This is a genomic window from Candidatus Schekmanbacteria bacterium (genome assembly GCA_003695725.1).
Lineage (GTDB): Bacteria > Schekmanbacteria > GWA2-38-11 > GWA2-38-11 > J061 > J061.
In genome coordinates, this window is the sequence record RFHX01000106.1 from 1 (window position 1) to 12,004 (window position 12,004).

13 protein-coding genes are annotated in these 12,004 nt (G+C 35.7%); 2 read left to right on the forward strand and 11 right to left on the reverse strand.

What is annotated here, in order from left to right:
* The coding region (locus D6734_04355) for an HIT domain-containing protein (GenBank protein ID RMF96096.1) at positions 1 to 339 on the forward strand (339 nt) is incomplete at its 5' end.
* A gap of 17 nt (positions 340 to 356) precedes the next feature.
* Here the strand turns inward: D6734_04355 and D6734_04360 are convergent.
* Together D6734_04360 and D6734_04365 are read right to left on the reverse strand one after the other, a co-directional pair.
* Positions 357 to 1,025, reverse strand: a complete 669-nt coding sequence (locus D6734_04360) for a pyrimidine 5'-nucleotidase (protein RMF96097.1) — start codon at positions 1,023 to 1,025, stop codon at positions 357 to 359.
* A 26-nt stretch (positions 1,026 to 1,051) separates the two neighbouring features.
* Positions 1,052 to 1,792 (reverse strand): 16S rRNA (uracil(1498)-N(3))-methyltransferase, encoded by a 741-nt coding sequence (locus D6734_04365; GenBank protein ID RMF96098.1) that lies wholly within the window; start codon positions 1,790 to 1,792, stop codon positions 1,052 to 1,054.
* Positions 1,793 to 1,886: 94 nt separating this feature from the next.
* On the opposite strand from D6734_04365, the gene D6734_04370 reads away from it, so the two are divergent.
* The gene (locus D6734_04370) at positions 1,887 to 2,252 is read left to right on the forward strand and encodes a sulfurtransferase (GenBank protein RMF96099.1); all 366 of its coding nucleotides are present in this window, start codon (positions 1,887 to 1,889) and stop codon (positions 2,250 to 2,252) included.
* Here the strand turns inward: D6734_04370 and D6734_04375 are convergent, their stop codons facing one another.
* The 9 genes from D6734_04375 to D6734_04415 form a co-directional block, all read right to left on the reverse strand.
* Positions 2,253 to 2,771 (reverse strand): class I SAM-dependent methyltransferase, encoded by a 519-nt coding sequence (locus tag D6734_04375; protein RMF96100.1) that lies wholly within the window; start codon positions 2,769 to 2,771, stop codon positions 2,253 to 2,255.
* A 72-nt stretch (positions 2,772 to 2,843) separates the two neighbouring features.
* Entirely contained in the window at positions 2,844 to 3,722 is an 879-nt protein-coding gene (locus D6734_04380) for a motility protein MotB (protein ID RMF96101.1), read from the reverse strand.
* 14 nt (positions 3,723 to 3,736) lie between these two features.
* A complete protein-coding gene (motA, locus tag D6734_04385; protein RMF96102.1) occupies positions 3,737 to 4,594 on the reverse strand; it encodes a flagellar motor stator protein MotA in 858 nt (285 codons plus the stop codon).
* Positions 4,595 to 4,806: 212 nt separating this feature from the next.
* Positions 4,807 to 5,226: a YjbQ family protein gene (locus D6734_04390; GenBank protein RMF96103.1), complete on the reverse strand. Its 420-nt coding sequence runs from the start codon at positions 5,224 to 5,226 to the stop codon at positions 4,807 to 4,809.
* Positions 5,227 to 5,238: 12 nt separating this feature from the next.
* Entirely contained in the window at positions 5,239 to 6,309 is a 1,071-nt protein-coding gene (leuB, locus tag D6734_04395; GenBank protein RMF96104.1) for a 3-isopropylmalate dehydrogenase, read from the reverse strand.
* A gap of 52 nt (positions 6,310 to 6,361) precedes the next feature.
* Positions 6,362 to 8,476, reverse strand: coding sequence for a DUF1926 domain-containing protein (locus D6734_04400; GenBank protein RMF96105.1), 2,115 nt, complete (start codon positions 8,474 to 8,476; stop codon positions 6,362 to 6,364).
* A gap of 113 nt (positions 8,477 to 8,589) precedes the next feature.
* Complete coding sequence (gene leuD, locus D6734_04405) at positions 8,590 to 9,090, reverse strand: 3-isopropylmalate dehydratase small subunit (protein RMF96106.1); 501 nt, start codon at positions 9,088 to 9,090, stop codon at positions 8,590 to 8,592.
* Positions 9,087 to 10,349, reverse strand: a complete 1,263-nt coding sequence (leuC, locus tag D6734_04410) for a 3-isopropylmalate dehydratase large subunit (protein ID RMF96108.1) — start codon at positions 10,347 to 10,349, stop codon at positions 9,087 to 9,089. The genes leuD and leuC overlap by 4 nt, the downstream gene beginning before the upstream one ends.
* Before the next feature lie 54 nt (positions 10,350 to 10,403).
* Complete coding sequence (locus tag D6734_04415) at positions 10,404 to 11,939, reverse strand: 2-isopropylmalate synthase (GenBank protein ID RMF96107.1); 1,536 nt, start codon at positions 11,937 to 11,939, stop codon at positions 10,404 to 10,406.
* Positions 11,940 to 12,004 lie beyond the last annotated feature (65 nt).

A 12,004-nucleotide genomic window follows, 5' to 3' on the forward strand; every position in this document is an offset into this window, starting at 1 on the left:
AATAAGTATCCATACAATAATGGACATATTATGATAGCACCTTACAGGCATATAAATGACATAACTGCCCTTACTAATGAAGAATACTGTGAAATGTTCAATCTTTTAAAAAAAGTTATAAAAACACTCAACAATATTATGAAACCAGACGGCTACAATATCGGCTTCAATCTCGGCAAAACTGCAGGTGCAGGATTTGATGAACATCTTCATCTGCATATCGTACCACGATGGAATGGTGATACAAATTTTATGCCTGTCATCGCCGATGTAAAAGTAATGCCTGAATATATTGAAAAAACATATCAAAAAATAATCGAAGAAATAAAAAAACTGTAATTCATCATAATCAAAAATCAAATAAAAGGAGTGGATTCGAGGTAGGGCTTGATATCTAGAATTTTTTTAACAACATAATCAGCAATCTTTTCTACATTCCTTCCTAACCTTTTATTAGAAAAGTTGTCGATTAAGACAGTAGTCATCCCCTTCTTTTTTGCAGTACTCACATTTTCAGCCATATCATCAATAAAAAGATAATTGTAATCAGTTCCGTTTCCAAAACTACTCATTAGTTTGTCAAATCCATAAGGATGTGGCTTAGCAATATAGTCCATTGAAACAATGTCAAATATTTTTGAAAAATGTCTCTTTATCCCAAGTGCGTTTAATATTCGCTCTGCATAGAAAGATGCACCATTTGTAAATATTACCTTTTCCCCTTTTAGTTCTGAAAGAAGCAAATCTAAATCATTATCTTTTTTGAGAATACTTTCAATTTCCACATCGTGGACATATCTAAGATATTCATCAGGTGCTAAATTGAAATTCACCATAAGGCCGCGCAATGTTGTTCCATATCTTCGCATATACTCTAATCTTATGTTATCTATCTTATCCTCTTGAAAGCCCATCTTTTCTTTAAGAAACAGATTTATTTTGTTGTTTACTTGGGTAAAAATTCCCATCTCCTCGGGGTATAATGTATTATCGAGATCGATGATTATCTTATTTTTTGCCCACATTCTATAATTCTTTTATTGAAAAAATCTTACCTTAAATCACCTAACAGATGCTGGAAAATTGCAGTTAACGAAATTGCAGCTGTTTCAGTTCTTAATATTCTTTCACCTGCCTTTACTACATAAAATCCAGTCTTTTTGGCTAATTCTAATTCTTCTTCGCTGAAGCCGCCTTCAGGACCAATAACAATACAAATTTCTTTGCAATCTTTCAATGACTGCAAAATATCGGATAGTCTAAAATCGTAATGATAGTTGGAGAAAATAATTTTTCCACAAATTTTTCTATATTCTTTCATAATTGTTTCAAAATCGGTGAATCTATCAATAGACAATAATTCAGCACGCCTGCATTGTTTCGATGCTTTAATGACCAAATCTGTCCACTTATGGGCTTTTCTTTGCTTTTTTTCACGCTCTTCAAGAGTAATAGATTTATCGGATTTAAATGGTACGATTTTTTTGACACCAAGCTCAACAGCTTTTTCAATTATCAATTCCATCCTTTCTTTTGCAGGTAATGCCTGACAAAGAATTATTTTTACCGGAGATTCTATATTTCCCTCTATTTTTTCAATTACAGTTGCAAAAATCTCTGTATCTCCTCTTTCAAGCCTTCCTCTATAAAAATTGTCATTGCAATCTGCAAATGTAAAAGCTTCTCCAAATCTTATTTTCCATTTCTTCAATATAGATTTAGAATTTTCATCAAAATAAACTTTGCCTCCAATATTTATTTCCTTTGAACAGGTTATAATTTTATTTGACATATTTTTTAGCTCTAAATATAGATAAGACTGCACTTTATTTATATCAATTTATTCAATTTTGTTCCTCTAAAAAACAGAAGAAAGGATAGAAGCAATGGAAAAAAAGACTGTTTTAGAGCTTATCGAAGAAGCAAAAAAAGATGTAGATGCAGTAACGGCAGAATCCTTAAATGAATCTATCAGCAAAAATAATACTCCGATTATTCTTGATGTTAGGGAAAAGGAAGAATTAGATTCGGGGAAAATAAAAAATTCTCTTCACATACCACGCGGTATGCTTGAATTCCTCATCGAAACAAAAGTTCCTGATAAAGAAAGAGAAATCGTAGTTTACTGCGCTAAAGGACCCAGAAGCGCATTAGCCGGTAAAACATTGAAACTGCTTGGCTACAAAAATGTTTCCTTTTTAGCAGGCGGCTTTGATGAATGGTGCAAAAGAAATTTGGAAGTAGAAAAGTAATTAGAATTTTTCTGCAATAAGACTGGCTACAGCAGTTTCTCCATTCAAAACGCATTCTCTATAAAAATGAATCCTGAATTCCAAAAAAGATTTCAGCAATTCATTTTCTTTTAAAACATGCTCGGGATTTCTTGGTCTCCCTTGATATTTTAAATTCTCAACTGTAAATGTCTGATACATCAACATACCGCCTTTTTTTAGCCATTTTTTTATCCTTTGAAATAATGAGCGCTGTAAATAATAAAAACAGATTATTGCATCATAAGATTCGTCAGGAGGATTAAATTCATTTTTTTCAAGGTCGCACCTGAACACATTGATTTTTAATTTTCTTCTTTCAGCTTCGGCAAGTGCCTTTCTTATTGAATCTTCGGAAATCTCTACTCCATCAACTCGAAATCCTGCTTCTGAAAGAAAAATAGCATTACGGCCTTCTCCCATAGCAATATCCAAAACTCTGCCTTTATGAGGGAGATAGTCGATGTAATCTTTTAAAAATTTAACAGGTTCTTTATTCATTTCCAATACTCAGAAAGTCAGGAATAATTATAACTGATATAAGAACAAAAAAGGGAAAAATGTGAAAGGATATTATTCTGAATTTTCTTTGTTGATTTTTAAAAGGCTTGCAAATTCTCCTTCATCTAAAAAGTCTTTATTAGATATTACTTCTATACTTTTGTTTTTTGCCTCTGCATCTTTTTTATTTTTCGAACCAACAATAAGTATGCTTACCCTTCTATTTATTGGGTCATAAGGGTCTTCTTCGTTTAATGGCAATGTATCTGCAAGACTTACGACTTTTAATATCTTTGATGCTTCAATACCATTCTTAATTAATGCCCTTCTTACAGCATTCGCCCTGTCGGCTGACAACTCCCAATTTGTATAATCTTCATCAGAATATTGATAAGAATCTGTGTGTCCTTCAATAATAATTTTTGCATCGATATTTTTTAAACTTTCAGAAACAACATCTACTATTTTATTTCCAACTTGTACTAGATTTGCTTTTCCCAATTCAAACATAGGACTTCCAATCTTATCAACCAATTCCATCCGAATACCTTCATCAGTAACCTTTATAAGAACTTGATTTTTTAACTCTCCAAGCTCCTGCTGTATCATATCAGCTATCTGATTTGCTATCTTGACTTTTTTTATTTCTTCTTTGATAGATTGCTCTTCCTTCTCGCCAACTGAAATTATGTCGCCAGGCAGGACTGACATTCCTTTTCCGCCGCCTGCTTTGTCTCCTTTGAAGATTGAATAGCTTCTAAAATATTCTGCTACTCCCTTTTTTGCCTGAATTGACATCATAGCAACAAGCCACAAAACCAGAAAGAGTGCCATCATTGCTGTTACAAAATCAGCATATGCAACCTTCCATGCACCGCCATGATGGCCTCCATGAACAGTTTTTTTAATCTTTTTGATAATTATTGGATTGCCGCTTCCTTCCTCAGGCATATTTTAACCCTTTTTTATGCTGCTTTTTTCTTTCTTACCTTTTCTTCCAATTCTTTGAAGGACGGTTTTGTATCACTATATAGAACTCGCCTTCCATACTCAACAGCCATTTGAGGAGGAACTTCCTTCGCAAAAGCAAGAATTGAGCATTTTATCACTTCGAGATACTTGCTTTCTTCCTTTGCCTTCAACTCAAGATGGCTTCCTATTGGACCTACAATTCCGTAACACAAAAGTATTCCAAGAAAAGTTCCCACTAATGCCGCTGCAACGCTATGCCCTATTACTTCCGGAGATTCATCCATTTTACCCATTGTAATAACAACACCAAGGACTGCGGCAACTATACCAAAACCGGGAAGAGAATCTCCTACTTTTGTAATTATGGAGGGGCTTGTTTCTGCCTCAGCATGGTGCGTCTCTAATTCAACATCCATCATATCTTCAAGGTCAGAGGGTTTTACTCCAACAATATAGACACGCAAATTATCACATAAAAACTTCAAAGCATGGTGATTGGAAAGAACACTAGGATATTTCTTGAAAAGTTCGCTCTTGTCCGGCGCTTCTATATCACTTTCTATATGTAAAACGCCTTCTTTTCTGATTTTTACAAATATATCATATAGGAGATTGAGAAGTTCAAGATAGGCTTTTTTATCATATGCGGAGCCTTTAAAAACAGTAGGTATCTTTTTTACAATATCGCTTAAGATTGAGGGAGGACATGTTACAATTAATGACCCCAATGCGGCACCGCCAATAATAATCAATTCTGCTGGCTGAATGAGTACTGAAAGATTTCCATGTTCTAAAAGATAACCTGAAATGATAGAGCCGATTACTACTACAATCCCTATAATAGCAAACATATCAATTCATCCCTGAATTTTTAGTTATTCATTTATTCGGTTATATACGCCAATAGTTTAACTCTTTATCCAATCTTTAATTTGAAAAGATTTTTTGACTAAAAGCACTATCGGAAAGGAAGAAAAAATACTTTACTTTTTCCATTTAAAAAAACAAAAAGATAATCTGTGAAACTAAACTATAGGGCTATTTTCTTCAAAAGGAGAAAGACTCAATCGCCACAGACTTGGACAACTATTTTTCTTCTTCTATGTCTATTGTCAAAATCAATGCAAACTATTTGCTGCCAAGTCCCTAAGGAAAGATTTTTATCTATCAATGGAATTGACAGAGAAGCACCGATAAGTGCCGCACGAACATGGGCAAAGCCGTTTCCGTCTCCCCAGCGCGCATCGTGGGAGTAATGAATATTTTCAGGAGCTATTCTTTCAATCGCTTCCTTCAAATCCTGAATAGCGCCTGATTCATATTCGATAGTAGTTAATCCAGCAGTAGCTCCGGGTATAAAAACAACAACAATTCCGTTCGTTATTTTTGAATTATATACTGCTTTTTCAACCCTGCCAGTTATATCAACAATGTCGCAATATCCTTTTGTATTAATCTCTAAAATCTCACTATACGAAGGCATAGAGGACCCTTTTTACAAATTCTCAGCAACTAAAGAGGACATTTTTCTTGTTCCTACAATTTTGCCTCTTCCATTATAAATATCTTTTGTGCGAAATCCCTTTTTTAAAACTTTCTCTACAGCCCTTTCAATAGCAGATGCTTCTTCTTCATAGGATAATGAATATCGCAACATCATCGCCGCTGAAAGAATTGTTGCCAATGGATTCGCAATGTCTTTGCCTGCAATATCAGGAGCGCTTCCATGGACCGGTTCATACAAAGCTGCCTTTTCCCCGATACTTGCCGAAGAGAGCATACCTATAGATCCTGTTATCATTGCGGCTTCATCACTGATTATATCACCAAAAAGATTAGGTGTAAGAATAACATCGAATTGTGCAGGATCTCTTATAATCTGCATTGCGCAATTGTCTACATACATATGAGACAACTCAATATGAGAAAAATTGTTATGCACATCTTCAACTACATCTCTCCAAAGACGTGAACATTCGAGGACATTTGCTTTATCAACAGATACAACTTTTCTTTTTCTCCTCTCTGCTATTTTAAATGCCGTTTCTGCAATTCGTCTTATCGTAGCTTCATCATAAACCATCGTATTAAAAGCTTTTTTCCCTTTTTTTTCTTTTTTTATGCCGCGAGGTTTTCCATAATAGATTCCAGAATTTAATTCACGTACAACGACAAAGTCCACATTTTTAAGGACAGAGCTTTTTAATGTAGACGAAGATATTAGAGGACGGAAAATTTTTGCAGGTCTGATATTTGCATAAAGACCAAGTTTTTTTCTTATTTCCAAGAGTCCTGATTCAGGCCTCATTTTGCCTGTTAGTTTATCCCATTTAGGTCCTCCAACGGCCCCCAAGAGTATCACTCCACATTCCTTGCATGCTTTCAAAGTATCATCAGGCAAGGGGGTGCTTCTTTTATCGATTGCAATACCACCTATTAGCTTTTCTTCATAATCAAATTTTATCTGAAATCTTTTCCCAACAGCGTCCAATACTTCGATAGCGCCTTCTACCACCTCTGGGCCAACCCCATCGCCGGGTAATACAACTATCTTTTCTTTCCTCATTAATCGCTCTCCATCTTTTGTTGCATATTAAAAAATGGACATTAATAAATCATCATTTTGAATCTTCGTCAAGAAATTGCATGCTTCCTTCAATCTTATGCTCATTGAGTTTAGCAATAGACCAAACAAAAATCAGACAAGTGCCCTGATAGATAAAGTCAAATCCTCTTTCTGAACGCGATATTGTTTTGAGCGGATAAGAATAACAACTGCAGGGCTGTGAAAATTCTATTGAGATTTCTGCGGAGTCACATTTGCTTTCAATTTTACATTTGCTAATTTCTTGGACAACAAACAAAGATTTGAAATCATATTCCATACTATTATTTCGATTCTTAAATAAAAGGAATCTATTCCCTTCAGAATCTGCTGATGTAAGAGATAAATTTATTTCCAATGCAATTTTTTTATTCTCATAAGAGTCTTCAACATTTTCAATCTCCCAGAGGAATGAAAAAAAATTTTTCCCTTCTTCCAAAAAATATCTTTTTTTCAAAATTGGAATTGCAGGATTATTATTTTTCCCAATGAGTAGAACCTCTGCAACCTTATTTCTTTTTTTAATTAAATAGTCGAACTCCTGAATCCCCCTATTTAAACTCCAAATCTTTTCACTATTACTAATAAAATCTGTGTATGAAATATCTTCTTCCAAAAACAGATGAGTAAAAGATGTACGATAAAATTTGTCATAGAAAAAATTCTCTTCGTCTCCCATATACACTATCTCGTCTACCTTTTTTATTTGATTTCCAATCTCTGAATGATAGGGTTCATATCTCCTTGTCAAGACATTCAAGACATTCATTCCTTTCTCCATCCAGTCGATTTCCACAATGGAACCACGATATGATGGATTTATCCAAAGAGACAAATTGTTGTTTGAAAGAATGACCTCATTTTTCCCGTCGAAATCATAATCCTCTTCTTCAACTTCAATTTTAGAGCTTGAATTTCCCGAATATTCATCTAAAAAGCGCTGTGCATCGATTAAATTCTTATAAACAGCACTCCTTATATGATGAAGATAAATTCCACCAAAGAGGCCGTGCCAGTAAGCGCAATTGCAGGAAGCTTTATATAAAGATTTCAAAATCTTGTTTTTAGTGTCATCATTTTCTCTACCGTAAAAAATTCCTGCCTTCTCTACTTGTTCGCTAATATAGATTAATTTTTTATGCATCCGATTTGATTCAGGATATTTGACAAAAAAATTTTTCCAAAAGCCGCCTGCCATAGCATCTACAAATTTCACCATTTCATTGTCATCTTTGATTTTTTCCTTTATTGAGTCCTTCAATTTTCGAGAATCATCTGAAAGAGACCACAACATCATTTCTTCATAGGATGATTCCGGAATATAAACCTCTGATTGTGGACTCTTAATTTGAAGAAAGTCGCTAAATTTGACAGTTTCTATTTGTCCTCTATCTTTTTCTAATGCGTGAAAAAATTTTTCAAGCCATCTCTCTTTATATACTAATTCATAGGTGCCCGGCCATTCTCCGAACTTTTCAACATCATCGCCATAGGTAAAAAGATATTCATTCTCCCCTTCATCCAACGGTTTCTTTAAATAGCTTATGACTTCATCTATTTCTTTAAAGGGAATCGAAAATCTCAGTTCCTTATCAGTAGGGAAAACGAATATTCTATGACCGTCATTCTCTGTTATGTAATAATTTTTTATATCTTTAACGGCAATGCCGCTTCTCATAATATGAGTATCATCAAGAATAGTATATCTTATCTTGGCGTTGCTCAATATTTTAGGAAGGTAAGGTTCCCATACTCTTTCTGCGATCCACGCTCCATTAGGACTGAAAAAAAAATTTTTTTTCAAATAGTCTGAAAGCATTTCAATTTGTCCGATTGCATCTCTTTCGGGGATTGCCGTCAGAACCGGTTCATAAAAGCCACCTGATATAAGTTCAACCTGTCCCCTATTTGTAAGTAAAGACAAATCATCAAAAAATTCTCTGTGTCTCAATTCTATCCATTCAAGGAGAGATCCGGACAAGTGGAGATTTGCTTTAATGGAAGGAAATTTTTTCAGTGTTTCGACAAAAGGAAGATAGGAATTCTGATAAGCCCTTTCGAGTACATAATCGAAATTTCCAACAGGCTGATGAAAATGTAATGCAAGTGCAAAATACATTTTCATCATCAATCACCTGAATAAGGGCTTAATACCTTGAGAGATGAAGAAAGAACATCTCCATATCGAGATAAAAAAACTCTCTTTGCCATATTATTTTTCTCTATATGAAGGATTCTTTTTTATGATTGTTTTGATGACACATACTCCATTAAACCACCCTTCACTATTATCTCCTTTACAAAGTCAGGAAAGGGTTTCGGTTTAAAGAGTTTATTATCGGAAACTCTCCTAATTATTCCTTCTTCCAAGTCAACCTCGATAAGATCGCCAAACTCAATATTGTCTGCCGCTTCCGGGCACTCTATTATAGGCAAACCAATATTAAAAGAGTTTCTGTAAAAGATTCTTGCAAAGGATTTGGCAATGACACAGGAAATACCGGAAGCTTTTATCGAAATAGGAGCATGTTCTCTCGAAGAGCCGCATCCAAAATTTTCTCCCGCAACTATAATATCCCCTTCCTTCACATTGGAAGCAAAAGTATCATCAATATCTTCCATACAATGCGCGGCAAGCTCTTTTGGGTCACTTGTGTTTAAATACCTCGCTGGAATAATGACATCAGTATTTACATCATCTCCATATTTGAAAACTTTACCCTTAAACTTTAGTGATTTCACACTACCTCCTCCGGATGGGTTATCTTTCCTGTAATGGCAGAAGCTGCAGCAACGGATGGTCCTGCCAGATATACCTCACTTTCAGGATGTCCCATTCTCCCAACAAAATTTCTGTTTGTTGTTGCAACACATTTTTCCCCTTTTGCCAAAATACCCATATGGCCACCAAGACATGGCCCGCAAGTTGGAGGACCAATAACTGCTTCTGCATCAATAAATATTTCAATAAGCCCCCGTTTTAATGCTTCACTATATATTTCCTGAGTTGCAGGAAAAATAATCAAGCGAACATTAGGATTGACTTTCTTACCTTTAAGAATTGCAGCAGCTTCCTCTAAATCTCTCAATCTTCCATTCGTGCAGGAGCCAATTACAACCTGATCAACGAAAATATCTGACAATTCCCTGACTGATTTTGCATTTCCCGGAGATGGAGGCAGCGACACTTGAGGCTCCAAATTACTGCAGTCAATCTCAATGACATCTGAATATTCAGCTTCAGGATCGCTTTGATAAGCTGAATATTCCCTTCTCTTTCTTTTATCAACAAATTTCAATGTTGTTTCATCAGGAGCTATAATTCCATTTTTTGCGCCTGCTTCAACTGCCATATTGCACATTGTCAATCTTCCGTCTATAGGAAGATTATCAATAACATCCCCTGTAAATTCCATTGATTTATAATTTGCTCCATCAACTCCTATCAAACCTATCGTATAAAGGATTAAATCCTTTCCTGATACGAATGGTTGGAGCTTCCCATTGTAAACAAACTTAATCGATTCAGGCACCTTTAGCCATATCTCTCCTGTCATCATTGTTGCGGCAAGGTCTGTACTTCCTATTCCAGTAGAAAAGGCGCCTAAGGCACCATAAGTGCAAGTATGGGAATCAGCACCTATGACAAGGTCACCCGGCAAAACTATTCCCTTATCAGGTAAAAGGGCATGTTCGATTCCTACTCGTCCAATTTCAAAGTAATACTTTACATTATGTTTTTTTGCGAATTCACGTAAAATACGGCATTGTTCAGCAGACTTGATGTCTTTGTTTGGTGTGAAATGGTCTGGAACAAAAACTACTTTTTCATTGTCAAAAAGTTTTTTCCCCTCATACTTTTCAAAAAGCTTAATGGCAATAGGCGCTGTAATATCATTTCCAAGGGCTACATCTACCTTTGCACTGATAATTTCGCCAGGCTGAACTTCTTTTTTCCCCGCTTTGTCAGCAAGTATCTTTTGGCTTATCGTCATTCCCATAAGCATAAACTTCCTCTTTCTTAAAAATTACTGTCTGAAGATGGTTTGGATCAGCTAAAAACCTTTGAGCACTTTTTTGCCTTTTTCACTTGACAGGTACTTGTTCAAAGCATTGAGGTATGCTTTGACACTGGCAAAAATTATATCTGTGCTGGACGACTTACCTGCAAAAATTGAATCATTGTTAAATTTCACTTTAACAAAAATCTCCCCAATTGCATCTTTGCCGGCTGAAACCGAGCGCACGGAATAATCCAACAGTCTCCCGCTTATATTTGTTATCTTCTCAATAGCCCTGCATGCAGCGTCAACAGGTCCAGAACCGGACAATGACTCAACATATAGTTTTTTCCCCTTTTTTACACTAACTGTTGCAACAGGAGTAACTCTAGTGCCGCTTAATACTTGAACTCCAACAAGCTTGAAAACTTCCTTATAGCTTCTCACTTGCTCATCGATAATGATCTCGAGGTCTTCATCAAAGATCTTCTTTTTTCTATCAGCAAGTTCTTTGAAGATATTATATGCCTTCTCCAATTCCTCATCAGTTAAATCATAGCCCAACTTTTCATAGCGTTTACGAAGGGCGTGCCTGCCAGAATGTTTACCCAATACTAAATGGCTTTCCTTAACACCGACTGTCTCCGGCTTCATTATTTCATAAGTCATTTTTTTCTTCAAAACACCGTGCTGGTGAATTCCGGCTTCATGGGCAAAAGCATTATCTCCAACAATCGCTTTATTTGGAGGAACAAAAATTCCTGTCAATCTAGAAAGAAGTCTGCTCGATTTGTAAAGTTCTGTCGTCTTTATTTTAGTTTTGAAGGGAAGAAGGTCTTTTCTCACATAAAGCCCCATTACAAACTCTTCCAACGAAGCGTTGCCTGCCCTTTCTCCTATTCCATTTATAGTGCATTCCACCTGCCTTGCCCCATTTTTGACAGCAGCCAATGAGTTTGCCACTGCAAGTCCAAGGTCATTGTGACAATGCACACTAATCACTGCCCTATCTATATTTGGAACATTATTCTTCAAATAAGCGATGATACTGCCAAATTCTTCTGGCATCGAATAGCCAACAGTATCGGGAATATTGACTGTCACCGCGCCTGCATCAATAGCCGCTTCAATTACTTCAGCAAGAAAAGGCAAGTCAGACCTTGAAGCATCTTCTGCTGAAAATTCAACATCAGGAGTAAAGGATTTTGCATATTTTACTGCTTGTACTGCTCTTTTAAGAACCTCCGATTTTGTCATCTTCAACTTATATTTCATATGAATTTCAGAAGTTGCAATAAAGGTATGAATCAAAGGCTTCGAGGAATATTTGACTGCCTCCCAAGCAGTTTTTATATCTTTCTTGTCCGCTCTTGCCAATCCAGCTATATAGGGGCCTTTAACCTTCTGGGCAATTTCTTTGACTGCCTCAAAATCCCCCTTTGAAGCAACTGGGAATCCTGCTTCTATTATATCAACTTTAAGTTTTGCCAATTGCCGGGCCATAATCAACTTTTCTTTTATATTCAAGCTATTGCCCGGTGCCTGTTCACCGTCTCTCAATGTTGTATCAAAAATTCTAACGTATTCCATAATTCTTCTTCCTTCTCTTTCTAATAAAGCTCTTCTTCTCTTTTTGCTCTCCTTCTATAATCATT